Source organism: Pseudomonas sp. X4 (assembly GCF_040784925.1).
GTDB lineage: Bacteria > Pseudomonadota > Gammaproteobacteria > Pseudomonadales > Pseudomonadaceae > Aquipseudomonas > Aquipseudomonas putida_Z.
In genome coordinates, this window is the sequence record NZ_CP160798.1 from 49994 (window position 1) to 73984 (window position 23991).

The 23991-nt window shown below is 63.3% G+C and carries 27 protein-coding genes, 1 tRNA gene and 1 pseudogene; 16 read left to right on the plus strand and 13 right to left on the minus strand.

From position 1 onward, the window contains the following. Window positions 1–538: 538 nt before the first annotated feature. Window positions 539–1082: pseudogene (thpR, locus tag ABX298_RS00245) on the minus strand (RNA 2',3'-cyclic phosphodiesterase). A gap of 302 nt (window positions 1083–1384) precedes the next feature. Here thpR and ABX298_RS00250 point away from each other — a divergent pair. The 6 genes from ABX298_RS00250 to ABX298_RS00275 all read left to right on the plus strand — a co-directional run bounded on the left by ABX298_RS00250 (window position 1385) and on the right by ABX298_RS00275 (window position 6285). After that, window positions 1385–2011 (plus strand): hypothetical protein, encoded by a 627-nt coding sequence (locus ABX298_RS00250; protein ID WP_367393914.1) that lies wholly within the window; start codon window positions 1385–1387, stop codon window positions 2009–2011. A gap of 148 nt (window positions 2012–2159) precedes the next feature. Beyond that, complete coding sequence (gene lpxO, locus ABX298_RS00255; protein WP_013973173.1) at window positions 2160–3059, plus strand: lipid A hydroxylase LpxO; 900 nt, start codon at window positions 2160–2162, stop codon at window positions 3057–3059. A gap of 119 nt (window positions 3060–3178) precedes the next feature. After that, the gene (locus ABX298_RS00260; protein ID WP_013973174.1) at window positions 3179–3523 is read left to right on the plus strand and encodes a carboxymuconolactone decarboxylase family protein; all 345 of its coding nucleotides are present in this window, start codon (window positions 3179–3181) and stop codon (window positions 3521–3523) included. A gap of 78 nt (window positions 3524–3601) precedes the next feature. Continuing rightward, complete coding sequence (locus ABX298_RS00265) at window positions 3602–4171, plus strand: GNAT family N-acetyltransferase (RefSeq protein ID WP_084785218.1); 570 nt, start codon at window positions 3602–3604, stop codon at window positions 4169–4171. 78 nt (window positions 4172–4249) lie between these two features. Continuing rightward, window positions 4250–5458, plus strand: coding sequence for a serine/threonine transporter SstT (gene sstT, locus ABX298_RS00270; RefSeq protein WP_367393915.1), 1209 nt, complete (start codon window positions 4250–4252; stop codon window positions 5456–5458). A gap of 179 nt (window positions 5459–5637) precedes the next feature. Beyond that, window positions 5638–6285, plus strand: a complete 648-nt coding sequence (locus tag ABX298_RS00275) for a YceH family protein (RefSeq protein WP_025339663.1) — start codon at window positions 5638–5640, stop codon at window positions 6283–6285. A gap of 4 nt (window positions 6286–6289) precedes the next feature. On the opposite strand, the gene ABX298_RS00280 is transcribed toward ABX298_RS00275, so the two are convergent. From ABX298_RS00280 to ABX298_RS00315, 8 genes are all read right to left on the minus strand, one after another. Continuing rightward, window positions 6290–6478 (minus strand): hypothetical protein, encoded by a 189-nt coding sequence (locus ABX298_RS00280; RefSeq protein WP_013973178.1) that lies wholly within the window; start codon window positions 6476–6478, stop codon window positions 6290–6292. A 169-nt stretch (window positions 6479–6647) separates the two neighbouring features. After that, window positions 6648–8210 (minus strand): alkyl hydroperoxide reductase subunit F, encoded by a 1563-nt coding sequence (gene ahpF, locus ABX298_RS00285; protein ID WP_367393903.1) that lies wholly within the window; start codon window positions 8208–8210, stop codon window positions 6648–6650. A gap of 125 nt (window positions 8211–8335) precedes the next feature. Then, on the minus strand, window positions 8336–8899 hold the full coding sequence (gene ahpC / locus ABX298_RS00290; RefSeq protein ID WP_004375926.1) for an alkyl hydroperoxide reductase subunit C: 564 nt from the start codon (window positions 8897–8899) through the stop codon (window positions 8336–8338). Between the two features lie 268 nt (window positions 8900–9167). After that, complete coding sequence (gene gorA / locus ABX298_RS00295; protein WP_075045612.1) at window positions 9168–10523, minus strand: glutathione-disulfide reductase; 1356 nt, start codon at window positions 10521–10523, stop codon at window positions 9168–9170. 178 nt (window positions 10524–10701) lie between these two features. Beyond that, entirely contained in the window at window positions 10702–11541 is an 840-nt protein-coding gene (gene galU / locus ABX298_RS00300) for a UTP--glucose-1-phosphate uridylyltransferase GalU (protein WP_013973181.1), read from the minus strand. Between the two features lie 297 nt (window positions 11542–11838). Next, entirely contained in the window at window positions 11839–12753 is a 915-nt protein-coding gene (locus ABX298_RS00305) for a c-type cytochrome (RefSeq protein WP_075045613.1), read from the minus strand. Next, on the minus strand, window positions 12750–13400 hold the full coding sequence (locus ABX298_RS00310) for a cytochrome c (protein WP_085665199.1): 651 nt from the start codon (window positions 13398–13400) through the stop codon (window positions 12750–12752). The genes ABX298_RS00305 and ABX298_RS00310 overlap by 4 nt, the downstream gene beginning before the upstream one ends. 77 nt (window positions 13401–13477) lie before the next feature. Then, entirely contained in the window at window positions 13478–13837 is a 360-nt protein-coding gene (locus tag ABX298_RS00315) for a hypothetical protein (protein WP_112252774.1), read from the minus strand. 160 nt (window positions 13838–13997) lie between these two features. On the opposite strand from ABX298_RS00315, the gene ABX298_RS00320 reads away from it, so the two are divergent. From ABX298_RS00320 to csrA, 8 genes are all read left to right on the plus strand, one after another. Then, entirely contained in the window at window positions 13998–14300 is a 303-nt protein-coding gene (locus ABX298_RS00320; RefSeq protein WP_004375922.1) for a DUF1883 domain-containing protein, read from the plus strand. Between the two features lie 7 nt (window positions 14301–14307). Further along, entirely contained in the window at window positions 14308–14478 is a 171-nt protein-coding gene (locus ABX298_RS00325; RefSeq protein WP_013973186.1) for a hypothetical protein, read from the plus strand. Between the two features lie 38 nt (window positions 14479–14516). After that, window positions 14517–15605 carry an NAD(P)H-dependent flavin oxidoreductase gene (locus ABX298_RS00330; RefSeq protein WP_367393904.1) on the plus strand — a complete coding sequence of 363 codons (1089 nt, stop codon included), beginning with the start codon at window positions 14517–14519 and terminating at the stop codon, window positions 15603–15605. A gap of 182 nt (window positions 15606–15787) precedes the next feature. Continuing rightward, window positions 15788–16546 (plus strand): molybdate ABC transporter substrate-binding protein, encoded by a 759-nt coding sequence (modA, locus tag ABX298_RS00335; protein ID WP_367393905.1) that lies wholly within the window; start codon window positions 15788–15790, stop codon window positions 16544–16546. Continuing rightward, a complete protein-coding gene (gene modB / locus ABX298_RS00340; protein ID WP_025339672.1) occupies window positions 16546–17226 on the plus strand; it encodes a molybdate ABC transporter permease subunit in 681 nt (226 codons plus the stop codon). Before modA ends, modB begins: the two co-directional genes overlap by 1 nt. Window position 17227: 1 nt before the next feature. After that, entirely contained in the window at window positions 17228–18319 is a 1092-nt protein-coding gene (gene modC, locus ABX298_RS00345) for a molybdenum ABC transporter ATP-binding protein (RefSeq protein ID WP_286100129.1), read from the plus strand. 57 nt (window positions 18320–18376) lie between these two features. Beyond that, entirely contained in the window at window positions 18377–19399 is a 1023-nt protein-coding gene (locus ABX298_RS00350; RefSeq protein WP_286100130.1) for a DNA topoisomerase IB, read from the plus strand. Window positions 19400–19652: 253 nt separating this feature from the next. Further along, complete coding sequence (gene csrA, locus ABX298_RS00355) at window positions 19653–19850, plus strand: carbon storage regulator CsrA (protein ID WP_004375914.1); 198 nt, start codon at window positions 19653–19655, stop codon at window positions 19848–19850. Between the two features lie 45 nt (window positions 19851–19895). Here csrA and ABX298_RS00360 read toward each other — a convergent pair whose 3' ends face one another. From ABX298_RS00360 to ABX298_RS00375, 4 genes are read right to left on the minus strand one after another with little or no spacing between them, the layout of a single operon-like run. Then, window positions 19896–20249 (minus strand): response regulator, encoded by a 354-nt coding sequence (locus tag ABX298_RS00360; RefSeq protein WP_013973192.1) that lies wholly within the window; start codon window positions 20247–20249, stop codon window positions 19896–19898. A gap of 11 nt (window positions 20250–20260) precedes the next feature. Continuing rightward, complete coding sequence (locus tag ABX298_RS00365) at window positions 20261–21706, minus strand: ATPase domain-containing protein (protein WP_286100131.1); 1446 nt, start codon at window positions 21704–21706, stop codon at window positions 20261–20263. 6 nt (window positions 21707–21712) lie between these two features. Next, on the minus strand, window positions 21713–22870 hold the full coding sequence (locus ABX298_RS00370; protein WP_075045620.1) for a nitrogen regulation protein NR(II): 1158 nt from the start codon (window positions 22868–22870) through the stop codon (window positions 21713–21715). Window positions 22871–22912: 42 nt separating this feature from the next. Continuing rightward, a complete protein-coding gene (locus tag ABX298_RS00375) occupies window positions 22913–23188 on the minus strand; it encodes a hypothetical protein (RefSeq protein ID WP_075045621.1) in 276 nt (91 codons plus the stop codon). Window positions 23189–23389: 201 nt separating this feature from the next. On the opposite strand from ABX298_RS00375, the gene ABX298_RS00380 reads away from it, so the two are divergent. Together ABX298_RS00380 and ABX298_RS00385 are read left to right on the plus strand one after the other, a co-directional pair. After that, window positions 23390–23474 (plus strand) — tRNA-Leu (locus ABX298_RS00380). Window positions 23475–23577: 103 nt separating this feature from the next. Next, window positions 23578–23991 carry a DoxX family protein gene (locus tag ABX298_RS00385; protein ID WP_025339679.1) on the plus strand — a complete coding sequence of 138 codons (414 nt, stop codon included), beginning with the start codon at window positions 23578–23580 and terminating at the stop codon, window positions 23989–23991.

Sequence of the window (23991 nt, forward strand, 5' to 3'; positions counted from 1 at the left end):
TCCCACAGGGACAGCAAAGCTCTTGAGGTCAATGCGGTCGAGATAGCTGCAACTGTCTTGCATGGCCTGCCCTGGCCTCATCGCCGGCAAGCCGGCTCCCACAGGGACTGCAAAGCTCTTGAGGTCAATGCGGTCGAGATAGCTGCAACTGTCCTGCATGGCCTGTCAGGGCCCCATCGCCAGCAAGCCGGCTCCCACAGGGACAGCAAAGCTCTTGAGGTCAATGCGGTCGAGATAGCTGCAACTGTCTTGCATGGCCTGTCAGGGCCCCATCGCCGGCAAGCCGGCTCCCACAGGGATAGCAAAGCCCTTGAGGTCAATGCGGTCGAGATAGCTGCAACTGTCTTGCATGGCCTGTCAGGGCCTCATCGCCGGCAAGCCGGCTCTCACAGGGACTGCACATGGCTTGAAACCGATGCGGTCGATGTGGGAGCCGGCTTGCCGGCGATGGGCTGCAGAGCAGCCCCGGCAGCGCATCTGCACACTGCACGCACGCTGGGCGAGCAGATGTTCGCAAGCTGCGAGGCCATGGCCTGAATCAGCTTGAAAGCGGCCATTGCGCCAATGGCCAGTAAGCGCCCTTGCGCGACTCGTACAGTGTGAAATGGCGGGCGGCGAGGTAGAAATCCGGCGCGCTGCTGGCTTCTGGCGGCTGGCCGCGGTAATCCCTGGCCAGCGTCAGGTGCGGGCGATACTCGCGGTCGGCCGCTTCCACCCAACGGCAGCAGCGCCTGCTGCAAGCTGTACACCAGTTGCAACAGGGCCGGTGGGGTCTGTTGCGCCTCCAGCACCAGGGCGCTGGCCCGCTGCCACACCTGCAGGCGGTCCAGCAACAGCCGTGGTGCCGTGGCCGGTAGCGCCAGCTGGTCGACCGCCGCGCAAATCGCAGGCACATGGGCGGTATCCACATCGCCGAGAAACAGCAGCGTCACATGGAAGTTGGCGGCCGGCACTGGCTTGCCGCTGCGCAGGCCCAGGCCACGTCGCCACTGGGCCAGGGCGCGGCGCTGGGCATCGCTCACCGGCAACGCGAAGAACAGGCGCTTGAATGGTTTTTCGATTCGTCCGCTGACCGGTGTCATCGTGCCGCTCCTCGAGATGGCAAAGCACGTACTGATGCGTTGGGAAACCCGCAGGTCTGTCAGTTTCGCGGGCAGGCACCCAAACCATACGCTGAGGCCTCAATTCAATCACATAGATACGGCCATGAAACAGCACCAGCAAACACGGAATACCCAGCCTGCCATGCAAGCAACACTGAAGTGGAGCCAGCGTGTATACACGTTCGAAGCTAATGAGGTAGATACAAATATCAGTTCTGGCAACTGCTCGTTCTTTGCCCCTCACTACAAAGGATAATTCAGAGAACGTTCATAGCTTCATAATGATGAATATCCCGGAAAGCCGCCTGGTAACAGGCGAATCCCACAAGATCGGTCCAGGCGAGAAAGCCGAGATCAACGCCTATTTCGGCTCGAGTTCGATTGGCCGCTCAGGCTGGGCGACCGAAGGGGAAATCCGAATTGTCCAGATGGATCAGACTACCAAGGCGCTAGTGGCAACGTTCCACTTCACCATCGTAGACACCATGGGCCAGGTCGATATCGTGGATGGCTCGCTGTCCTTGTCGCTGGCCGACCATGCTACGCGCTACATCCCCGGCAGCGGCCAGGTCACCGCCAACCTCGACCCCGCCATTTTCCCCTCGCTGGGCAACCTTGACGCTCAAACCATCACATTCAAGGAACTTCAGGACGGGCGCATCCAACTCTCCGCCAGACAGCAAGTGGACAACGTTTCCCAGGGCATCCTGATGCTGTTCAATGAACAACATGCACGCTTGCTCTTCTTGATTGGCGGTTTGGGCTTTCCCATGAACGGGGGCCGCCTGCAGCATGAGTGGAACGTGGAGAACAGGACCCTGACCGCCACATTCACTGATTATGTCATCAGCTACGATGGCAAGGACCATCGCATCACCGATGGCAGCATCGAGGTTATTCTGGACTGATGCATCGCCATGCAGACCTTGGTACAGCGGTGACGCTTGTACCAAGGTCTGCCATCGTTGGGTAACATTCTCCTACAAAGCATCGGCTCGATTGTTTATGCTGGCGGGCTTAGCCATCACGCATGGCCATTACTTGACGTATCCGCCCATGAAAATCGCCTTAGTCCTCATCTTCGTCCTCTCGATCGCCTATGTTCACCTGCGCGGTCGCGTTCGCCACAAGCTGACCCGTCAGTTGGGCGACCACTCCAGCTTCCTGGCCCCGGTCAACAGCTTCCTGTACCTGTTTTCCAGGCACCCGGCCAAGCCTTACCTGCCGGTAGAGGCCTTTCCGGAACTGCAGACGCTGCAGGACCACTGGCAGGAGATCCGCGAGGAAGCCCAACAGCTGCTGCATGTGGGCGAAATCAAGAAGTCCGACAATTACGATGATGTCGGTTTCAACTCATTCTTCAAGACCGGCTGGAAGCGCTTCTACCTGAAGTGGTACGGCGAAAGCCACCCGTCGGCGATGACCCTGTGCCCACGCACCACCGAGTTGCTCAAAGGCATCGGCACGGTCAAGGCCGCCATGTTCGCCACCCTGCCGCCGGGCGCCAAGCTGGTGCGCCACCGTGACCCGTATGCCGGTTCGTACCGCTACCACCTGGGCCTGGACACGCCGAACGACGACGGTTGCTACATCGACGTGGACGGTGAGAAGTATTCCTGGCGCGATGGCGAGGGCGTGGTCTTCGACGAGACCTACATCCACTACGCGGCCAATACCACCGAGCACAACCGCATCATCCTGTTCTGCGACGTTGAACGCCCGCTCAAGTACCGCTGGGCGACCGCGTTCAACCGCTGGTTCAGCCGCAACGTCATGGCCGCTGCCGCCGCACCCAACGATGCCGGCGACAAGACCGGTGGCATCAACCGGCTGTTCACCCGCATCTACAAGATCCGCGAACGTGGCAAGGCGATGAAGAAGCGCAACCGCACGCGTTACTACCTGGAGAAGTGGGCATTCGTCGCGGCGTTGGTGCTGGTGTTCATCTACATCTGATCGGTGTGGTTGCGCGCAGCCAAAAGGCCTGCGCGCAACCAACCAAAGTACAAGCCTCACACTTTCCACTCTTCGACTAGCCTGAAAGCTCCACTCGCAACCTCCCCAAGGTGAAGACGATGAGCATGATGGACTGGGACGCCTACCGTAAGCAGTTGATGGCCGGCATCGGCGATCTCAAGCAGCTTTCCCCTGACACCGTGGCCGGCTACATGACCGCCAGCGGTGCAGGGGCCAAGACCAACCACCTGGACGCCAAGACCCGCGAGCTGATCTCCCTCGCCGTGGCCGTGACCACACGCTGCGATGGCTGCATCGCGGTGCATTCGCAGCAGGCCGTCAAGCACGGCGCCAGCCGCGAGGAAATCGCCGAGGCCCTTGGCGTGGCCGTGGCGATGAACGCCGGTGCCGCGCTGGTCTACTCGGCACGTGCCATGGATGCGGTGGGCAAGGCCAACGGCTGAGCGAAAATGGCGTCGCCGCCCTTGCGCGACGGCGCCGCGCCACCCAGACTGGGCGGCCCAGCCCTTGCAGGAACCCGCATGATCCACATCCGCCCCATGACACCGGAAGACTTCGAACACTTCTGGCCCACCTTCCAGGCCGTCGTACAGGCCCGTGAAACCTACGCATTCGACCCGGCCCTCAGCTTCGATCAGGCCCGCCAGCTGTGGCTGGAACTGCCCGTGCGCACATTCGTGGCCGAGGAAGACGGCGAGCTGCTGGGTTCGTATTACCTCAAGGCCAATGCCGCCGGGCCTGGTGGGCACGTGGGCAATTGCGGCTACATGGTCTGTGAAGCGGCACGCGGCCGCGGCGTCGCGCGCTTGATGTGCGAGCACTCACAGAAACAGGCGCGCCAGGAAGGTTTTCTGGCCCTGCAGTTCAACTCGGTGGTGGCCACCAATGAGGTGGCAGTGGCGCTGTGGCACAAGCTGGGCTTCGAAACCGTTGGCCGTCTGCCCAAGGCCTACCGCCATGCCCGCCTGGGGCTGGTGGACTGCCTGGTGATGTACAAGTGGCTGGCGGACGAGCCGGTAGTGGAAAAGCCGCCGCTGCTGATCGGGCGCAAGAACATCGAGGCGCGGGTGTCGCGGCGGCGCGGGCGCTGACTTCTTCAGGCCGCCCTGCTCGACGAAGGTCTATGGTAAAGTCGCGCCCTTTTTGAACATGCTGGGATATCGCTGCACATGACCCCCGTCCTCCGCTTCCTCAACCGCACCAGCCTGGTGACGCAGATCGTCATCGGCCTGATCGCCGGCATCGCCCTGGCCCTGCTCGCGCCCGCCATCGCCCGCGACATGGCCTTCCTCGGGAAGGTGTTCGTCAGCGCCCTCAAGGCGGTGGCACCCGTGCTGGTGTTCATCCTGGTCATGGCCTCGATCGCCAACCACCGCCACGGCCAGGAAACCCACATCCGCCCGATCCTCTGGCTGTACCTGCTGGGTACCTTCGGCGCCGCGGTAGTCGCGGTGGTCGCCAGCATGCTGTTCCCGTCGAACCTGGTGCTGAGCACCGGCGACGCTACGCTGAGCGCGCCGGGCGGCATCACCGAGGTGCTGCAGAACCTGCTGCTGAGCGCGGTCGACAACCCGATCAACGCCCTGCTCAACGCCAACTTCATCGGTGTGCTGACCTGGGCCATCGGCCTGGGCGTGGCCCTGCGCCATGCCGGCGAAACCACCCGCACCGTGGTCGAGGACCTGTCCAATGGCGTGACCCTGATCGTGCGCGTGGTCATCCGCTTCGCCCCGCTGGGCATCTTCGGCCTGGTCAGCGCCACGCTGGCCCAGTCTGGCCTGAACGCCCTGCTCGGCTACCTGCACCTGCTGGCGGTGCTGCTCGGCTGCATGCTGTTCGTGGCGCTGGTGATGAACCCGCTGATCGTGTATTGGAAAATCCGCCGCAACCCCTACCCGCTGACCCTGCTGTGCCTGCGCGAAAGCGGTATCACCGCGTTCTTCACCCGTAGCTCGGCGGCCAACATCCCGGTCAACCTGGCCCTGTCGGAGCGCCTTGGCCTGCATGAAGACACCTACTCGGTGTCGATCCCGCTGGGTGCGACCATCAACATGGCCGGTGCCGCCATCACCATTACCGTGCTGACCCTGGCGGCGGTGCATACCCTGGGTATTCCGGTAGACCTGCCGACCGCCGTGCTGCTCAGCGTGGTGGCGGCGGTCTGTGCCTGCGGCGCCTCGGGTGTGGCCGGTGGCTCGCTGCTGCTGATTCCGCTGGCGTGCAGCCTGTTTGGCATCCCTAGCGAAATTGCCATGCAGGTAGTGGCGGTTGGCTTCATCATCGGCGTGCTGCAGGACTCGGCCGAGACGGCGCTGAATTCTTCGACCGATGTGCTGTTTACCGCGGCGGCGTGCCAGGCTGAAGAGCGTAAAGGCTGAGTTTGCCGGGGCCGCTTTGCGGCCCTTTCGCAGGCAAGCCAGCTCCCACAGGGATAGTGCCGGCCTTACGGCTTGTGCTGTACCTGTGGGAGCTGGCTTGCCGGCGATGATCCCAGTGATTGCTTAAGCCTGGCGCTTTACCTAGGCTAGTGGCCTTTCCCCAGCAATGAGACAGGGCCATGTCAGAACACGAAACCGCAGGCGAAGGCCGCTTCAACAGCATCGAGATCCGTATTCTCGGCTCGCTGATCGAGAAGCAGGCCACCAGCCCGGAAAGCTACCCGCTGACCCTCAACGCCCTGGTCCTGGCCTGCAACCAGAAGACCAGTCGCGAGCCGGTGATGAACCTCACCCAAGGCCAAGTCGGCCAGGCCCTGCGCGCCCTCGAAGGGCAAGACATGACCCGCCTGCAGATGGGCAGCCGCGCCGACCGCTGGGAACAACGGGTGGACAAGGCGCTGGAGCTGGTGCCGGCGCAACTGGTGCTGATGGGCCTGATGTTCCTGCGCGGGCCGCAAACCCTCAACGAACTGCTGACCCGCAGCAACCGCCTGCACGACTTTGACGACACCGAGCAGATCCAGCACCAGCTGGAGCGCCTGATCTCGCGCGGCCTGGCCTTGCACCTGCCACGCCAGGCCGGCCAGCGCGAAGACCGTTACACCCATGCCTTGGGCGACCCGGCGGAAATCGAGGCGATCCTTGCTGCACGGCAGCAGGAAGGCGGGGCACGCAGCAGCGGTGGCAATGTGTCGGAAGAGCGCATCGAAGCCCTCGAAGCGCGCATCGCGGCGCTGGAGGCACGCCTGGCCGAACTGGAAGGCTGAGCCGTCACGGCTCGGGGTCGGGGAAGTTGCGGCAGCTCTTGCGCTCGGCCAGCTCCCGGTCACTGGGGCGCTGGTCGACGAACACGGTGCGGCCGTCGGCGTAGATTTCCAGGTAGCCCCAGTGCAGGTCCTGCTCTTGCTGCCCGGGCTTTGGGGGGACTAGCCACCAGGGTTCGCGGCTGATCAGGGTCATGGGTGTGATTCCTGAGGGTGTCTGCAGTAATCATAGACATCCTCGGTTATTGCTTTGCTTGTACCGGCCCTTTCGCGGCTAAAGCCGCTCCTACAGGGATCTGCACAGTTTGCAAAATCTGCGCAGTACCTGTGGGAGCGGCTTTAGCCGCGAAGAGGCCGGTACGGGCTTACGCCGGTGCCGAAGTGCGGATCAGGTGGTCAAAGGCCGCCAGCGATGCCTTGGCCCCCTCACCCACCGCAATCACGATCTGCTTGTACGGCACAGTCGTCACGTCACCCGCCGCAAACACTCCCGGGATGCTGGTCTGGCCCTTGGCATCGACGATGATCTCGCCACGCGGCGACAGCTCGACGGTGCCTTTCAGCCAGTCGGTGTTCGGCAGCAGGCCGATCTGCACGAAGATGCCTTCCAGCGCCACTTCATGCTGCTGGTCGGTGGTGCGGTCCTTGTAGCGCAGGCCGGTCACCTTTTCGCCATTGCCCAGCACTTCGGTGGTCAGCGCACTGGTGATCACCTTCACGTTCGGCAGGCTGTGCAACTTGCGCTGCAGTACCGCATCGGCACGCAGCTGGCTGTCGAACTCGATCAACGTTACCTGGGCGACGATACCCGCCAGGTCGATGGCCGCTTCCACACCCGAGTTGCCACCACCGATCACCGCCACGCGCTTGCCCTTGAACAGCGGGCCGTCACAGTGCGGGCAGTAGGCCACGCCACGGGCGCGGTATTCCTGCTCGCCCGGCACGTTCATTTCGCGCCAGCGGGCACCGGTGGCCAGGATCACGGTCTTGGCCTTGAGCGAGGCGCCGCCAGCCAGGCGTACTTCGTGCAGGCCGCCATCGGTGGCCGGGATCAGCGCTTCACCGCGCTGCAGGTTCATGATGTCCACGTCGTACTGCTTGACGTGTTCTTCCAGCGCCGTGGCCAGCTTCGGCCCTTCGGTTTCCTGTACCGAGATGAAGTTCTCGATGGTCAGGGTATCGAGCACCTGGCCGCCGAAACGCTCGGCCGCAATACCGGTACGGATACCTTTACGCGCGGCATAGATGGCTGCCGAAGCGCCAGCTGGGCCACCACCGACCACCAGCACGTCGAAGGCGTCCTTGGCGTTGATCTTCTCGGCCTGGCGGCCGGCTGCGTTGGTGTCGATCTTGCCGAGGATTTCTTCCAGGCCCATGCGGCCCTGGCCGAACACTTCGCCGTTCAGGTAGATGCTCGGCACCGCCATGATCTTGCGCGATTCCACTTCCGCCTGGAACAACGCGCCGTCGATGGCCACGTGGCGCACGTTGGGGTTGAGCACCGCCATCAGGTTCAGCGCCTGGACCACGTCCGGGCAGTTCTGGCACGACAGCGAGAAGTAGGTTTCGAAGGTAAACTCGCCTTCCAGCGCCTGAATCTGCTCGATCACTTCGGCACTGGCCTTGGACGGGTGGCCACCGACTTGCAGCAGTGCCAGCACCAGCGAGGTGAATTCGTGGCCCATGGGGATACCGGCGAAGCGCAGGCTTATGTCGGCTCCCGGGCGGTTCAGCGAGAACGATGGACGACGGGCATCGCTGCCGTCCGCGCTGAAGGTAATAAGGTTCGACAGGCTGGCAATTTCCACCAGCAGGTCGTGCAATTCGCGGGATTTCGCGCCGTCGTCGAGGGAGGCAACGATCTCGATCGGCTGGGTGACCCGCTCCAGGTAGGTTTTCAGTTGCGATTTAAGCGTGGCGTCCAACATACGGGCGATTCCTTTTTCAAAACTCGGATACAAAAACGCCCAGGCGAGGTCGCCCGGGCGCTTTTACGGGGCGGTAGGTACTTCAGCTTTGGCGGCTGGCTACCGCCCGCGACATGCGCATCGGCTTAGATCTTGCCGACCAGGTCCAGCGACGGCGCCAGGGTGGCTTCGCCTTCTTTCCACTTGGCCGGGCAAACTTCGCCTGGGTGAGCGGCAACGTACTGGGCAGCCTTAACCTTGCGCAGCAGTTCGGCAGCATCGCGGCCTACACCACCGTCGTTCAGTTCGACGATCTTGATCTGGCCTTCCGGGTTGATCACGAAGGTACCGCGATCGGCCAGGCCGGCTTCTTCGATCAGCACGTCGAAGTTGCGCGAGATGACGTGGGTCGGGTCACCGATCAGCGGGTACTGGATCTTGCCGATGGTGTCCGAAGTGTCGTGCCAGGCTTTGTGGGTGAAGTGGGTGTCGGTGGACACGCCGTAGATTTCCACGCCCAGCTTCTGGAACTCGGCGTAGTTGTCAGCAAGGTCACCCAGTTCAGTCGGGCAGACGAAGGTGAAGTCGGCCGGGTAGAAGAACACGACAGACCACTTGCCTTTCAGGTCGGCTTCGCTGACCTGGACGAACTCGCCCTTGTGGTAGGCGGTGGCGTTGAACGGTTTGACCTGGCTGTTGATGATTGGCATGAGAGACGCTCCTTCATGGGGTTGGAATCAGTTGATGGAGAGAATCCTAACCGCTGGTCCCGACAAAGGCTCATTGGCAAAGCTCATGCTTGTGATTGGTTTTGGCTATAACCGAGGATAATTAATAGAAGGGAATGGGCTGAGCAAAGGATTGCGGGGCATTCAAGGGCCCCATCGCCGACAAGCCAGCTCCCACAGGTACTGCGCAGGTCTCTGCACTTGTGCAGTCCCTGTGGGAGCTGGCTTGCCGGCGATGAGGCCAGTGGCATCAGCGAGTGACCGTGCGCATGGTCACGAACTCTTCGGCAGCGGTCGGGTGCACGCCAATGGTTTCGTCGAACTGCTGCTTGGTCGCACCGGCCTTCAGGGCAACGCCCAGGCCCTGGATGATCTCGCCGGCGTCGGGGCCAACCATGTGGCAGCCCAGCACCTTGTCGGTCTCGGCATCGACCACCAGCTTCATCAGGGTCTTTTCCTGGATGTCGGTCAGGGTCAGTTTCATCGCACGGAAGCGACTCTCGAATACCTGCACCTTGTGCCCGGCCTCCAGCGCCTGCTCCTCGGTCAGGCCCACGGTGCCGATGGGCGGCTGGCTGAACACTGCGGTGGGTATGTTCTGGTAGTCCACAGGGCGGTATTGCTCGGGCTTGAACAGGCGCCGGGCCACGGCCATGCCCTCGGCCAGAGCCACCGGAGTCAATTGCACGCGGCCAATCACGTCGCCAATGGCCAGGATCGACGGCGCGGTGGTCTGGTACTGCTGGTCAACCCGAATGTAACCGCGTGCATCCAGCTCGACGCCGGTGTTTTCCAGGCCCAGGTTGTCCAGCATCGGGCGCCGGCCGGTGGCATAGAACACGCAATCGGTGACCAGCTCGCGACCATCCTTGAGGGTGGCCTTCAGGCTGCCGTCCTCGAGCTTGTCGATGCGCTGGATGTCGGCGTTGAACTGCAGGTCGAGGCCGCGCTTTTCCAGTTCTTCCTTCAGGTGCGTGCGCACCGAACCGTCGAAGCCACGCAGGAACAGGTCGCCACGGTACAGCAGCGTGGTAGCCGCCCCCAGGCCCTGGAAGATGCCGGCGAACTCGACGGCGATGTAGCCACCGCCCACCACCAGCACCCGGCGTGGCAGGTCCTTGAGGTAGAAGGCTTCGTTGGAGGTGATGGCCAGTTCCTTGCCCGGAATGTCCGGCACCTGTGGCCAGCCACCGGTGGCGATGAGGATGTGCTCGGCGGTGTAGCGCTGGCCATCCACTTCCACTTCGTTGGCACCGGTCAGGCGCGCATGCCCCTGCAGCAGGGTGACCCCGCTGTTGACCAACAGGTTGCGGTAGATGCCGTTGAGGCGCTCGATTTCCCGGTTCTTGTTGGCAATCAGGGTGCCCCAGTCGAAATGCCCTTCTTCCAGGGTCCAGCCGAAGCCTGCGGCCTGCTCCAGTTCGTCGGCGACGTGTGCGCCGTACACCAGCAGTTTTTTCGGCACGCAACCCACGTTGACGCAGGTACCGCCCAGGTAGCGGCTTTCGGCCACTGCCACCTTTGCGCCGAAGCCGGCGGCAAACCGCGCCGCGCGCACACCGCCGGACCCGGCACCAATCACGAACAGATCAAAATCGTAGGCCATGTATTCACTCTCCTAGGCAGGCGCCCAGCATAACGCACTGGGGCCGCTTTGCGCCCCTTCGCGGGCCCGCCCGCTCCCACAGTACCGGCACAACCTTGAAGGCCTGCACAGTACCTGTAGGAGCGGGCGAGCCCGCGAAGGCGCAAAGCGGCCCCAGTCTCAAGCAACTAGCGGCTTATCAGTAAGCCTTGCCAGTCTTGTAGTAGTTCTCGAAGCAGAAGTTGGTCGCGTCGATGTAGCCCTCGGCGCCGCCGCAGTCGAAACGCTTGCCTTTGAACTTGTAGGCGATCACGCAGCCGTTCTGCGCCTGTTGCATCAGGGCGTCGGTGATCTGGATCTCGCCACCTTTGCCCGGCTCGGTGTTGGCGATGATGTCGAAGATGTCCGGGGTCAGGATGTAGCGACCGATGATCGCCAGGTTCGACGGGGCATCTTCCGGCTTTGGCTTCTCGACCATGTTGGTGACGCGGAAAATGTCGTCACGGATCATGTCGCCGGCGATCACGCCGTACTTGTTGGTTTCCTGCGGATCGACTTCCTGGATGGCGACGATCGAGCAACGGAACTGGTTGTACAGCTTGACCATCTGGGTCAGTACGCCGTCACCTTCCGGGTTCACGCACAGGTCGTCCGCCAGCACCACGGCGAACGGCTCGTCGCCGATCAGCGGGCGGCCAGTCAGGATGGCGTGGCCCAGGCCTTTCATTTCGGTCTGGCGGGTGTAGGAGAACGAGCACTCGTCGAGCAGGCGACGGATACCAACCAGGTATTTTTCCTTGTCGGTGCCCTTGATCTGGTTTTCCAGCTCGTAGCTGATGTCGAAGTGGTCTTCCAAAGCACGCTTGCCGCGCCCGGTGACGATGGAGATCTCGTTCAGACCGGCATCCAGTGCCTCTTCAACGCCATACTGGATCAGTGGCTTGTTGACCACCGGCAGCATTTCCTTGGGCATGGCTTTGGTAGCGGGCAGGAAGCGGGTGCCGTAACCGGCTGCCGGGAACAAGCATTTTTTGATCATATACGTCCTTACAAAGGCTAGGCCTGTGGAATTCGGCGCAGTCTAATCAGGCGGCAGTCACCTTACAATGCCCTACCTGTGGCCGATCGATGGGAAGATAGAGATAACCCAGTGTAGATAGTTCCGAGGGATCGTAAATATTGCTGTCATCCATGACCGTTGGATGACAGGAAATCGGGGTTGCCTGTACTGGCCCTATCGCCGGCAAGCCAGCTCCCACAGGGGCTGCACAGTTTTCAAAAGCTACGCGGAGACCTGTGGGAGCTGGCTTGCCGGCGATAGGGCCCTGGCAGGCAATCAGCTACCCGTGCCCTGCCCGATCAACACCCCATCGACCTTCTGCCCATACAGGTTCACCCCGTCATTGGCGTGGAACTTCACCCGCGTCTTCTCGATGGAGCCTTCCACCAGCCGCGGATCCTGCGGCCGTTCATGGCGGTTGACCCAGGCCGCCACGTCCCAGGCCTGCTGGTCACTCAGGCTGCCCGGCTTGCCCAGCGGCATGTTGTACTTGATGAACGACGCTGCGGTGTTGATGCGGTGCATGCCGGCCCCCCAATTGTAGGAGTCCTTGCCCCACAGCGGCGGCATCACATACTCGCCCGCTACCTTCTGCCCCTCGCCGTTGTCGCCATGGCAGATCGCACACTGCTCGCGGTAAACCTGCTGGCCGCGCTTGAAGTCGTACCCGCCCTTGGGTTGCGGCACCTCCGGGTAGCCTCGCCCGGCAATCTCCACGCCAGTCGGCGCCTTGGTCGACAGCCAATACGAATACACCGACAGCGCCGTCATCTGCGGGCTGTCTGCCGCAGGCGGCTTGCCGTTCATGCTGAACTGGAAGCAGCCCTGGATACGCTCGGCGTAGGTGTTGACCTTGTCGTTTTTCTTGCGGTACGCGGGGTACATCGGGTACGCCCCCCACATCGGCGCGGAATGCGCCAGCCGCCCCTGGTCAAGGTGGCAGTTGCTGCAGTTCATGCCATTGCCCACGGCCTCAGGCATCAACCTGCGGGTGTCGACGAACAAGGCATGTCCCTCGCGCACCATCTTGCCAAAGGCATTGTCAGGTAACTCGCTTTCCGCTGGCGGCACGAACTGCGGCGCAGCCTGCACGCCAGGCACTTTCAACTGCGACTGGTCTTCCATGGCGATCTGGGCGGCCTGGGCGCTGCCCATGGCCAGCAGCAGCAGGGCTGGAATCATCGGTTTCATGGCTTGACCTCCTGGCTGGCGGGGCGGGCGAAGAACTCGGCAACGGCCTTGATCTCGTCATCGGTCATGGCCTTGGCCACACCGACCATCAGCTGGTTGGGGTCATTGCTGCGGGTGCCGTCACGCCAGGCGTTGAGCTGCGCCACCAGGTAACTGGCGGGCTGGCCGGCCAAGGGCGGAAAGTGTTCGCCAACCCCGCCACCGCCCGGGCCATGGCATTGCACGCAACCAGGAATCTGCCGGCTCCAGTCACCGTACAGGGCCATGCGGGTGGTGGGGTCATCGGCAATCTGCTGGCGACGCAGGTCGCCTGCAGGGTCTGCCGGCAGGCTGGCCAGATAGGTGCTGACAGCCTTGATCTCATCCTCGCTCAGGGCCTTGGCAAGCGGCTCCATCACCGGCTGCTTGCGGCTGCCGTTGCGCCAATCATGCAATTGCTTGCTGAGGTAAGCGGCCGGCAGCCCGGCCAGGCGTGGGAAGCCGGCAGCGGCAATGCCCTTGCCGTCCGGGCCATGGCAACCCAGGCAAGCCATGGCGGCGGGGTTGGCCCCGCCCTGGGTGAAGACTTTCTGGCCATCGGCGGCATGCGCCGCGGGCCAGGCCAGGATCAGCAGGCTGCCGATCACGACGCGACTCAACGGTGTCATCACGAATCTCCTTTTCTATTGTTATATGCTTAGGCCTAAAACATATAAGCAAAAGGAGCGTGATCAGTTGCCCTGGATCAACTACCGGAGATGCATTGGGTGGCTGCGGTGCGCACGTCGCCCAGGCGCAGCGGGAAGTTGTTCAGCCGCTCGTGCAGCTTGATGCTGCTGCCGCTGCCACGCTTGTCGATATCCACCAGCGCCGCCGGGCCCGCGCCCGAGCTGATTTTCTGCGGCACGATCAGCCGCAGGCCATCACCACGCTGCTCTTCCACCAGCGGGTCGCGGCTATCGGCCAGCTTCTGCTTGACGCAATCGGCATACGCGCGCGGGGACTTGCCGGAGATCACATCCAGCGTTTCACGCGACTGTTCCAGTTCCGTAACACTCACACAGCCACCCAGCGTCACCGCCAACGCCGCCACCATCCACTTCATTTGCAGCACCTCTGCCTTCAAGAATCCGCTTCGACCACAGCCAGGCTGTTTTGCTCCCTGCTTTGGCAGATTTATCTACGCCTGGCGGAACAGCGCGGCAGTGTAACCCGACATCGTGGTATCTTTCGCCTTTGCAGAACCAATCCTTGCGGAGCATCACATGAAATTCGTACACCAGCGCGAGCACCTGAACGAGGACGACATCGTCGTCATCGAGTGCTCCCAGCGCTGCAATATCCGCCTGATGAACGACGCCAACTTCCGCAGCTTCAAGAACGGCGGCCGTCACACCTACCACGGTGGCCATTTCGACAAGTTCCCGGCGAAGATCACTGTGCCCAGCACCGGTTTCTGGAACATCACCATCGATACCGTGACAACCCGCCCGATCTCGGTCACCCGCAAGCCAACCTTGACCCACAAGATCAAGATCGTCCGTCGTTCATCGTCGAAACTCAGATAAGGCCACCATGACCCAGACCACCAAGTACGTCATCAAGTACAAGCTCGACGGCCAGCGCCGCTGGGACTTCGCACTGATGCCCGACGCCTCCCTCGAACAAGCCCTGGAAGCCCTGCGCAAGATTCACGGCGAAGACGCCGAGAAGATCAGCGACATCCAGGTCAGCAAAGCCTTGTAAGCACCCGCCCCGCCGCTCGCCCGCGCAAGGAGAACCGCATGAGCCACTGGCCCGACCGCCGCATCCTCGATCTGCTGGGCATCGAGGTGCCCATTCTGCAGGCCCCCATGGCCGGTGCGACGGGCTCGGCCATGGCCATTGCCGTGGGCCTGGCGGGCGGTTTGGGCGCCCTGCCCTGCGCCATGCTCACGGGCGACCAGGTGCGCGCCGAAATCGCCGCCTTCCGCGCCGGCTGCCCGGGCCGCCCGTTGAACCTGAACTTCTTCTGCCACCAGCCGCCAGCGCCCGATGCCGAGCGCGATGCACGCTGGAAGCAGGCGCTCGAGCCCTATTACAGCGAAGTGGGCGCAGACTTCGCGGCGCCCACGCCGGTGTCCAACCGCGCGCCTTTCGACGAACAGAGCTGCCAGCTGGTCGAGCAACTGCGCCCGGAGGTGGTGAGTTTCCACTTCGGCCTGCCCCAGGCCGACCTGCTGCAACGGGTAAAGGCCAGCGGTGCCAAGGTGCTGTCCAGCGCCACCACCGTAGAGGAAGCCGTGTGGCTGGAACACCACGGCTGTGATGCGATCATTGCCATGGGCTATGAAGCGGGCGGCCATCGCGGCATGTTCCTCAGCGACGATATCACCAGCCAGATCGGCACCTTCGCCCTGGTGCCACAGGTAGCCGATGTGGTCAGCGTGCCGGTGATTGCCGCCGGCGGCATTGCTGACCACCGCGGCCTGTTGGCGGCACTGGCCTTGGGTGCTTCGGCAGTGCAGATCGGAACGGCGTACCTGTTCTGCCCCGAGGCCAAGGTCTCGCCGGCACATCGCCAGGCCCTGGACAGCGCACCCGCCAGCGACACGGCGCTGACCAACCTGTTCACCGGCCGACCGGCGCGCGGCATCAACAACCGCATCATGCGTGAGCTGGGGCCGATGAGCGACCTGGCGCCACGCTTCCCGCTGGCCGGCGGAGCGCTGATGCCTTTGCGGGCGATTACGGATCCGCAGGGCAATAGCGATTTCAGCAACCTGTGGTCGGGGCAGGCGCTGCGTCTGGGCAGGCATATGCCGGCGGGCGAGCTGACCCGGGAAATTGCCGAAAAGGCGCTCGCCGTGGTCGGCCGCCAGGCGTCTGCATAAGCAGGTCTGGCCTCTTCGCGGGTGAACCCGCTCCCACAATTCGAATATTGGGGGGCCCCTGTGGGAGCGGGTTTACCCGCGAAAGGGCCTGGCCTGCTTAAGCATTACCTTGCCCCTTCCCGGCCCATGGCCTATCGCTATATAGTTCAGGCTATAACGATAACCCCCAAGGAACTGTCTTCATGCGTATCCGCCCGTCCCACCTGGCTGCCGCCGCCCTGGCCAGCCTGCTCGCCTTCAACACTGCCTGGGCCGATGAAGTCCAGGTCGCGGTCGCAGCGAACTTCACAGCCCCCATCCAGGCCATTGCCAAGGACTTCGAAAAAGACACCGGCCACAAGCTGGTCGCCGCCTATGGCGCCACCGGCCAGTTCTACACGCAAATCAAGAACGGGGCGCCGTTCGAGGTATTCCTGGCTGCCGACGACAGCACCCCGGCCAAGCTCGAGCAGGAAAAGGCCATTGTCCCGGGCTCGCGCTTCACCTACGCCATCGGCACCCTGGCCCTGTGGTCGGCCACGCCCGGCTTTGTCGACGCCAACGGCGAAGTGCTGAAGAAGAACCAGTTCAAGCACCTGTCCATCGCCAACCCGAAAACCGCTCCCTACGGCCTGGCCGCCACCCAGGTGCTGGGCAAGCTGAAGCTGACCGAAGCCACCAAGCCCAAGCTGGTCGAAGGCCAGAACATCACCCAGGCGTTCCAGTTCGTCTCCACCGGCAACGCCGAGCTGGGCTTTGTCGCCCTGTCGCAAATCTACAAGGACGGCAAGGTCGAAAGCGGTTCGGCCTGGATCGTTCCCTCGCCCCTGCACGAGCCCATCCGCCAGGACGCGGTAATCCTCGAAAAAGGCAAGGACAACCCCGCCGCCAAGGCCCTGGTCGACTACCTGAAAGGTCCGAAAGCCGCGGCAGTGATCAAATCCTACGGTTATGAAATCTGATGCCACTGGACGCCAGTGACCTGGGTGCCATCTGGCTGACCGTGAAACTGGCCAGCCTGACCACCCTGATCCTGCTGATCGTCGGCACGCCCATCGCCTGGTGGCTGGCGCGCACGCGCTCGTGGCTGCGTGGGCCGGTGGGCGCGGTAGTGGCCTTGCCGCTGGTGCTGCCACCCACGGTGATCGGCTTCTACCTGCTGATCGCCCTCGGCCCGCATGGCTGGCTGGGCCAGGCGACCCAGGCGCTCGGCCTGGGCAGCGTGGTGTTCAGCTTCACCGGCCTGGTGATCGGCTCGGTGATCTACTCCATGCCGTTCGTGGTCCAGCCGCTGCAGAATGCCTTCGGCGCCATTGGCCAGCGCCCGCTGGAAGTGGCCGCCACACTGCGCGCCAGCCCCTGGGACACCTTCGTCCACGTGGTGCTGCCGTTGGCCCGCCCGGGCTTCATAACCGCCAGCATCCTCGGTTTCGCCCACACGGTGGGCGAGTTCGGCGTGGTGTTGATGATTGGCGGCAATATCCCCGACAAGACACGCGTGGTCTCGGTGCAGATCTTCGACCATGTCGAGGCCATGGCCTATTCGCAAGCACACTGGCTGGCAGGTGCCATGCTGGTGTTCTCGTTCCTGGTGCTGCTCCTGCTGTACGCTGGGCGCCGCGGCAAGGCTGGCTGGAGCTGATATGAGCGCATCGATTGTGGCGCGCCTGAAACTGGCGCGCGACGACTTCACCCTGGACGTCGACCTGCACCTGCCCGGCCGAGGCATCAGCGCGCTGTTCGGCCACTCCGGTTCTGGCAAGACCAGCTGCCTGCGTTGCCTGGCCGGGCTGGAACGGGCCGCCAGCGCCTACATCGAGGTCAACGGCGAAGTCTGGGAAGACAGCGCCCGTGGCTACTTCCAGGCACCACACCTGCGCCCGGTGGGCTACGTGTTCCAGGAGGCCAGCCTGTTCCCGCACCTGTCGGTACGCGGCAACCTGGAGTTCGGCTGGCGCCGGGTGGCCGCTGCCGAGCGCAAGGTCAGCCTCGACCAGGCCTGCCAGCTGCTGGGTATCGGCCACTTGCTGGCACGCCGGCCGGCGACCTTGTCCGGTGGCGAGGCACAGCGGGTGGGCATTGCCCGCGCCCTGCTCAGCAGCCCGCGCCTGCTGTTGATGGACGAGCCGCTGGCTGCCCTCGACGGGCCGCGCAAGCGCGAAATCCTGCCCTACCTGGAACGCCTGCACGACGAACTGGACATCCCGCTGGTGTATGTCAGCCATGCCCAGGAGGAAGTGGCGCGGCTGGCCGACCACCTGGTGTTGCTGGAGCAAGGCCATGCAGTGGCCAGCGGCCCGATCGGCGAAACCCTGGCCCGTCTCGACCTGTCGCTGGCCGAGGGCGAGGATGCCGGCGTGGTGTTCGAGGGCCTGGTGGTGGGGCACGACCCGCACTACGACCTGCTCGAACTGCGCCTGCCCGGCAACGATGGGCCACTGTTGCGCATCGCCCACCCGGCCCAGGCGATGGGCAGCACCTTGCGGGTCAAGGTGCAGGCTCGTGACGTCAGCCTGGCCCTGGCAGCCGACAGTACTTCCAGCATCCTCAACCGATTGCCGGTGCGCGTGCGCGAAAGCCGCCCGGCCGCCAACCCGGCCCATGTGCTGGTCAGCCTGGATGCCGGCGGCAACGCCTTGCTCGCGCGCATCACCCGCTTCTCGGCAGATCAGCTCGGCCTGCACCCGGGCCAGGTGCTATTTGCCCAGATCAAGTCGGTGGCGTTGCTGGGCTGAGCATCGGCCCCGTGGCTGGTGTCCATTGATCAGTGACCTGATCGAGGCCTGCCAGCCATGCTTGACTGCCCCCTTCCGCGCTCCCTGCACTACGTCGACGACAGCCAGCCGGGCCTGACCCGGCGGCGCTGGCGGGGCCGCTTCATCTACCTGGATGCCGACGGCCAGCGGGTGCGCGACAGCGATACCCTCGCCCGCATCGCTGCACTGGTAATCCCCCCGGCCTATACCGAGGTGTGGATCTGCGCCGACCCGCAGGGCCACCTGCAGGCGACAGGTCGCGATGCCCGTGGCCGCAAGCAATATCGCTACCATGCGCAGTGGCGCGAAGTACGCGATCAGCACAAGTACGCGCGCATGCTGGCGTTTGCCCAGGCCCTGCCGAAACTGCGTGCACAACTGCACGCCCACCTTGCCCGGCCAGGCCTGGACCGGGAAAAGGTAATGGCGCTGGTGGTCAGCCTGCTGGACCACACCCTGATCCGCATCGGCAACCAGCGCTACCTGCGTGAAAACCAGTCCTATGGCCTGACCACCCTGCGCAACCGCCATGTCGAGGTGAAGGGCAGCAGCATCCGCTTCCAGTTCCGCGGCAAGCGTGGCGTCGAGCATAACGTCAGCCTCAACGATCGGCGCCTGGCCAACCTGCTCAAGCGCTGCATGGAGCTGCCCGGGCAAGCGCTGTTCCAGTACCTGGACGACGACGGCCAGCGCCACAGTGTCGGCTCCAGCGAGGTCAACCAGTTTCTGCAGCAGCTGACCGGCGCCGACTTCACCGCCAAGGACTACCGCACCTGGGCCGGCAGCAGCCTGGCCCTGGACCTGCTCAGGCCCTTGGCCTGGGAACCCGAGAGCGAAGCCAAGCGCCAGGTCGCCGCCATCGTCCGCCAGGTAGCATCACGCCTGGGCAACACGCCGGCGGTGTGCAGGCGCTGCTACATCCACCCGGCTGTACTTGAACACTATGCCCTGGGGCGCCTGGCCAACTTGCCGAAGAACCGTGTACGCAAAGGCCTGGACCGTGAAGAAGTAGCCTTGCTGTTATTTCTTCAGGCACTCGAGGAACAGGATGACCATTAACCCGGTCTATTCAGACCATGATGCGAAGAAATTTCCCATTGGCCGCCAAGCCCCCTATTCTTGCCACCGAGCACCTTGGCCGACAAACCGCTGGCGGTTTGCTTCGGCACCTGCAACTGAAGACACGCAACAGAATTTGTCTGTCGGGGAATTACTATCCGCCGAAAGCGTCTTTAATGAGAAGGAAGAGGGACAAGCTCCCGCCGCCGTGGCAACTAGCCCGACGGACTTTTACATCACCAAGGAGAACTACATGCTGATACTCACCCGCAAGGTTGGCGAAAGCATCGTCATCAACGATGACATCAAAGTCACCATTCTGGGCGTCAAAGGGATGCAGGTGAGGATCGGTATCGATGCACCGAAAGACGTCCAGGTCCATCGCGAAGAGATCTTCAAGCGTATCCAGGCTGGCAGCCCAGCCCCGGAAAAGCACGACGACTCGCACTGAGCGACCTGCCTCAAGCCGCACGGACGCGCTTGATCGCCCCGCGCCTCAGGTGCCCAGCAGTTCGTGCACCTTGGCGATCATACAGTCCATGTCGAACGGTTTGTCGAACACCGCGGCGAACAGTTCCGGGCATCCTTGGTTGGCCTGCGCGCCACTCATGAGGATGACCGGCAACTCGCTCAAGGCCGGGTCTTCACGCATCGAGCGCACCAGCTCTTCACCGTTGAGCAGTGGCATCATGTAGTCGGTGATGACCAGCTGAACGCGCTTTTCCTTCAGTGCCTCCAGCGCCTTGCAGCCGTTGCTCGCCTTTTCCACCAGAAAACCTTCGTCCTCCAGGGCAAAACCGAGGATGTCGGCAATCAGGTACTCGTCATCGACGATCAGGATGGTGTTCATCGCCCGCCCCGTCACCCGCTCCCCTGCGGCACCGGCGTTCCCGAGAGCACACCGCAGGCGCCGTCGAACGCCTTGCGCAGGGTAATGCCTTGCGGCCCGATCAGCAGCTCGTGCAAGGCAGGGTCATGGTGGCTGTCACGCACCTTGAGGATCGACAGCATGCGCCGCAGCTGCGAATCCAGCTCGACGAAGCGCATCAGCATCAGGTTGTCGACGATACTCGACAGGTCTGGGGCCGGGGCGCTGATTTCCGCGCCGAAGATGTCGCGCATTTCCCAGGTCAGCATCACGCTGACATCGCGCGCGCGCAGCTCGCCGGCCAGGGCGCGGAAAAACGCATTGAGCCGCGCCGGGTCGATGGCCAGGCGGCTGAACGCCCCCAGGCTGTCGATCAGCACGCGCCTGCTGCCTTGCGCTTCGACCCGCTCGAGCAGGCGCGCGCCGACCTGGTCCAGCAGGCCCTCGGTGGTCGGCTGCCAGCACAGCTGCAGGCTGCCGCCCTGCTCCATGGCTGCGAAATCGTAACCCAGCGACGCGGCCTTGATACGCAGGCGCTCCGGCGTTTCGTAGAAGCCGAAATGCAGCCCCGGCGCCTGCGGGCTGCTGGCACCGAGAAAAGCCAGGCCCAATGACGTCTTGCCAATACCCGAGGGCCCGATCAGCAGGCTGACCGAGCCCGTGGCCAGGCCGCCACCGAGCATTTCATCCAGGGTCGCCACCCCGCTGCTGACGCGCTCCAAGGTGGCGCTGCCCGCCTGGCTGGGGTGGCTGAACAGCGACTCCAGGCGCGGGTAGACATGCATGCCGGCTCCATCGATGAGGCATTCATGGCGCCCCGACAACGCCGCACTGCCCCGTGTCTTGCGCAGCTGGATATGGCGCACGGCGCGGCTGCCGAACAGTTGCTCGCCCAGTTCGATCACGCCGTCGACCATGGTGTGCTCCGGGCTGCCTTCTTCCAGCCGGGCGCTGGTCAGCAGCAGCACGGTGCAACCGGCAAAGGCCGCATGGCCCTGTAGTTCGGAGACGAATTTCTTGGTGTCCAACGCGGTTTCCGCACGCACCCGGGCATTGAGCACGCCATCGACGATCAGCAGGCTGGCCTGCTGGCGAGCGATTTCCTGGCGCAGCAGCCGTACCACGGCGTCCAGGCCTTCCTGCTCCAGGGTGTCGAAAGCACTGACGAACTGGATCGGGTCGCCGACCAGCGCCGGGTCGAAGAACTCCAAGGTCGCCAGGTACTGGAACAGTCGCTCGTGCGACTCGCTCAGCAAGGTGGCCACCAGCACCCTGCCACCGCCGCGCACATGCCCGCAGGCCAGCTGGTTGGCGAGGATGGTCTTGCCCGCGCCCGGCGGGCCCTGAATGATGTAGGACGCGCCAGCCACCAGGCCACCCTGGAGCAACGCATCGAGCCCATCGATCCCCGTCACCAGCCGCCTGAGTGCCTGTGCCATGGTGTTCTACCTGTCGAGTTGGCTGTCCGTCTGCTGATAGATTGGCAAGTAAAGCTGCATGCAAGTTCCCCGGCCGGGCTCACTGTCCACGCAAATGGCACCACCGCTCTGCCTGGCAAAACCATACACCTGGCTAAGGCCCAGGCCAGTCCCCTTGCCAAAGGGCTTGGTAGTGAAAAACGGTTCGAAAATCCGCGGCAGTACCGCTGGCGCGATGCCCTCGCCGCTGTCTTCCACCTCGAAACGCACAAACCCGCCATGCAGGCCTTCCACCTCGCCGGCCAGTTCGACCACATCGACGGTCAAGCCGATCCGGCCCTGCCCCGTGATGGCATCGCGGGCATTGAACAACAGATTGAGCAGCACCATCTGCAATTGCCCGGCATCCACCTCGATCAGGGGCAGGTCTGGCTGCAGCACAACCTCCAGGTCAATCGAACCGGGCAGCGCATGCTCCAGTAGACCACGGGTGGCGGCAATAAGGTTCGCCGGGGCGACGCAAGACACATCAAGCTTGCGGTGGCGGGCAAAGCTGAGCAGCTGCTGGGTCAGTTCGGTGCCCCGCTGCCCGGCATCCAGAATATGCTGCAGCATGCGCTGGGCGCGTGCCGGGTCCTTTGTGGCCAGCGCCAGGCGCGCCGAGCTGATGATGATGGTCAGCATGTTGTTGAAGTCATGCGCCAGGCCACCGGTCAACTGGCCGAGGGCCTCCAGCTTCTGTGCCTGGAACAGCTGGGCGCGTACCGCGTCCAGTTGCAGCGCCGACTCGCGGCGGTCGGTGATGTCCCGGGTCACCTTGGCCAGGCCGACGACCTGGCCCTGGTCATCGCGAATCACATCCAGCGCGGCCAGCGCCCAGAACTGCGTGCCATCCTTGCGTACGCGCCAGCCTTCATCCTGCGCCACGCCCTGCTCCAGCGCCTGGCGCAGCAAGCGCTCCGGGCGGCCTTCGGTGCAATCCTGCGGGGTGAAGAACAACGAGAAATGCTGGCCGATCACTTCATCGGCACGGTACCCCTTGATGCGTTGCGCGCCTGCGTTCCACGACACCACATGGCCGGATGGGTCGAGCATGTAGATGGCGTAATCCACCACCGACTGAACCAGCTGTTCATAGCGGTGGGCAGGCATGACAGGGTGGTCGAGGCAGTCAGCTGAAACCATGCGAGCTCCACCGGTACGGCAGGAGGGAAGATAGGGCGAGGTTCAACGCTCGGGCTCAACCAGTACCGGGCTGATGCGCCGCGGCATCGCCACTTTCAGCAGCCACAAACCGACCAGCAGGATAAGCCCGCCACCGGCCAGGGCCATCAGGCGCTGCGGTTGAGGGTGTTCGGCATCGAACCCCAGCATCAGCAGGTAACCGCCCAGGCTGATCAGGCTGAGGTAGAGAAACGCCCCCAACACGACTACCAGCGCGAACAACAGTCGCCAGAACAGCCGTGGGCGCACGATACGCTCGGAAGCACTGGACTGATTCATCACCGCACACTCTTGGATCCAATAAAGGGGCAACAGTGGCGTAATGACAGCAAGGTGTCAATTGCCCATTCGATCGACCCTTCACTCTGTTGATCATAGGTGCTGTGGTTGACTCAACTATAACAATGGGTTATAAAGCGCGCTTGATTGCGAAGCCCTTCTGCTTAGAAGCGAGCTGGTCGTCACGACCCCTTCAAGCGTGCGAGTGTGGTGGAATTGGTATACACAGCAGACTTAAAATCTGTCGGCGTGAGCCTTGCGGGTTCGAGTCCCGCCACTCGCACCAAATTCTTTGCGAAGGCGCCCTTGCGGCGCCTTTTTGCTGCCCGCCAGCAATCCTTTGCGCAGCTGCTAGAGTGGAGCTTGTACCCGCCCACTGGAACGCCGCCATGCGCTACTCCCTGTTCGATGGTCAACGCGACATCATTATCCTGATTGCCCGTGTGCTGCTGATGATCCTGTTCGTCTTGTCTGGCTGGGGCAAGCTGACCGGGTTCGAAGGCACGGTCGGCTACATGACCTCACTGGGCGCCCCTGCCCCCATGCTGGCAGCGGCAGTTGCCGTGCTCATGGAGTTCGTCGTCGGCATCCTGCTGATCCTCGGTTTCTACACCCGGCCGCTGGCCTTCCTGCTGGCGCTGTTCGTGCTGGGCACGGCGCTGCTGGGTCACCCGTTCTGGAGCATGGTCGACCCTGAGCGCAGCGCCAACATGACCCAGTTCCTGAAGAACCTCAGCATCATGGGCGGCCTGCTGATGCTGGCAGTGAGCGGCCCGGGGCGTTTCTCGGTAGACGGGCGCTGA

Excerpts from the sequence above, each read along its gene's own strand:
- ABX298_RS00250 (WP_367393914.1), top strand. The coding sequence starts at position 1,385 with ATGATGAATATCCCGGAAAGCCGCCTGGTAACAGGCGAATCCCACAAG.
- csrA (WP_004375914.1), top strand. The coding sequence starts at position 19,653 with ATGCTGATACTCACCCGCAAGGTTGGCGAAAGCATCGTCATCAACGAT.
- ABX298_RS00325 (WP_013973186.1), top strand. The coding sequence starts at position 14,308 with ATGACCCAGACCACCAAGTACGTCATCAAGTACAAGCTCGACGGCCAG.
- ahpF (WP_367393903.1), bottom strand. The coding sequence starts at position 8,210 with ATGTTGGACGCCACGCTTAAATCGCAACTGAAAACCTACCTGGAGCGG.
- ABX298_RS00305 (WP_075045613.1), bottom strand. The coding sequence starts at position 12,753 with ATGAAACCGATGATTCCAGCCCTGCTGCTGCTGGCCATGGGCAGCGCC.
- gorA (WP_075045612.1), bottom strand. The coding sequence starts at position 10,523 with ATGGCCTACGATTTTGATCTGTTCGTGATTGGTGCCGGGTCCGGCGGT.
- modB (WP_025339672.1), top strand. The coding sequence starts at position 16,546 with ATGCCACTGGACGCCAGTGACCTGGGTGCCATCTGGCTGACCGTGAAA.
- modC (WP_286100129.1), top strand. The coding sequence starts at position 17,228 with ATGAGCGCATCGATTGTGGCGCGCCTGAAACTGGCGCGCGACGACTTC.
- ABX298_RS00315 (WP_112252774.1), bottom strand. The coding sequence starts at position 13,837 with ATGAAGTGGATGGTGGCGGCGTTGGCGGTGACGCTGGGTGGCTGTGTG.
- ABX298_RS00260 (WP_013973174.1), top strand. The coding sequence starts at position 3,179 with ATGAGCATGATGGACTGGGACGCCTACCGTAAGCAGTTGATGGCCGGC.
- ABX298_RS00385 (WP_025339679.1), top strand. The coding sequence starts at position 23,578 with ATGCGCTACTCCCTGTTCGATGGTCAACGCGACATCATTATCCTGATT.
- sstT (WP_367393915.1), top strand. The coding sequence starts at position 4,250 with ATGACCCCCGTCCTCCGCTTCCTCAACCGCACCAGCCTGGTGACGCAG.
- ABX298_RS00360 (WP_013973192.1), bottom strand. The coding sequence starts at position 20,249 with ATGAACACCATCCTGATCGTCGATGACGAGTACCTGATTGCCGACATC.
- ABX298_RS00320 (WP_004375922.1), top strand. The coding sequence starts at position 13,998 with ATGAAATTCGTACACCAGCGCGAGCACCTGAACGAGGACGACATCGTC.
- galU (WP_013973181.1), bottom strand. The coding sequence starts at position 11,541 with ATGATCAAAAAATGCTTGTTCCCGGCAGCCGGTTACGGCACCCGCTTC.
- ABX298_RS00280 (WP_013973178.1), bottom strand. The coding sequence starts at position 6,478 with ATGACCCTGATCAGCCGCGAACCCTGGTGGCTAGTCCCCCCAAAGCCC.
- ahpC (WP_004375926.1), bottom strand. The coding sequence starts at position 8,899 with ATGCCAATCATCAACAGCCAGGTCAAACCGTTCAACGCCACCGCCTAC.
- ABX298_RS00275 (WP_025339663.1), top strand. The coding sequence starts at position 5,638 with ATGTCAGAACACGAAACCGCAGGCGAAGGCCGCTTCAACAGCATCGAG.
- modA (WP_367393905.1), top strand. The coding sequence starts at position 15,788 with ATGCGTATCCGCCCGTCCCACCTGGCTGCCGCCGCCCTGGCCAGCCTG.
- ABX298_RS00310 (WP_085665199.1), bottom strand. The coding sequence starts at position 13,400 with ATGACACCGTTGAGTCGCGTCGTGATCGGCAGCCTGCTGATCCTGGCC.
- ABX298_RS00350 (WP_286100130.1), top strand. The coding sequence starts at position 18,377 with ATGCTTGACTGCCCCCTTCCGCGCTCCCTGCACTACGTCGACGACAGC.
- ABX298_RS00365 (WP_286100131.1), bottom strand. The coding sequence starts at position 21,706 with ATGGCACAGGCACTCAGGCGGCTGGTGACGGGGATCGATGGGCTCGAT.
- ABX298_RS00370 (WP_075045620.1), bottom strand. The coding sequence starts at position 22,870 with ATGGTTTCAGCTGACTGCCTCGACCACCCTGTCATGCCTGCCCACCGC.
- ABX298_RS00265 (WP_084785218.1), top strand. The coding sequence starts at position 3,602 with ATGATCCACATCCGCCCCATGACACCGGAAGACTTCGAACACTTCTGG.
- lpxO (WP_013973173.1), top strand. The coding sequence starts at position 2,160 with ATGAAAATCGCCTTAGTCCTCATCTTCGTCCTCTCGATCGCCTATGTT.
- ABX298_RS00330 (WP_367393904.1), top strand. The coding sequence starts at position 14,517 with ATGAGCCACTGGCCCGACCGCCGCATCCTCGATCTGCTGGGCATCGAG.
- ABX298_RS00375 (WP_075045621.1), bottom strand. The coding sequence starts at position 23,188 with ATGAATCAGTCCAGTGCTTCCGAGCGTATCGTGCGCCCACGGCTGTTC.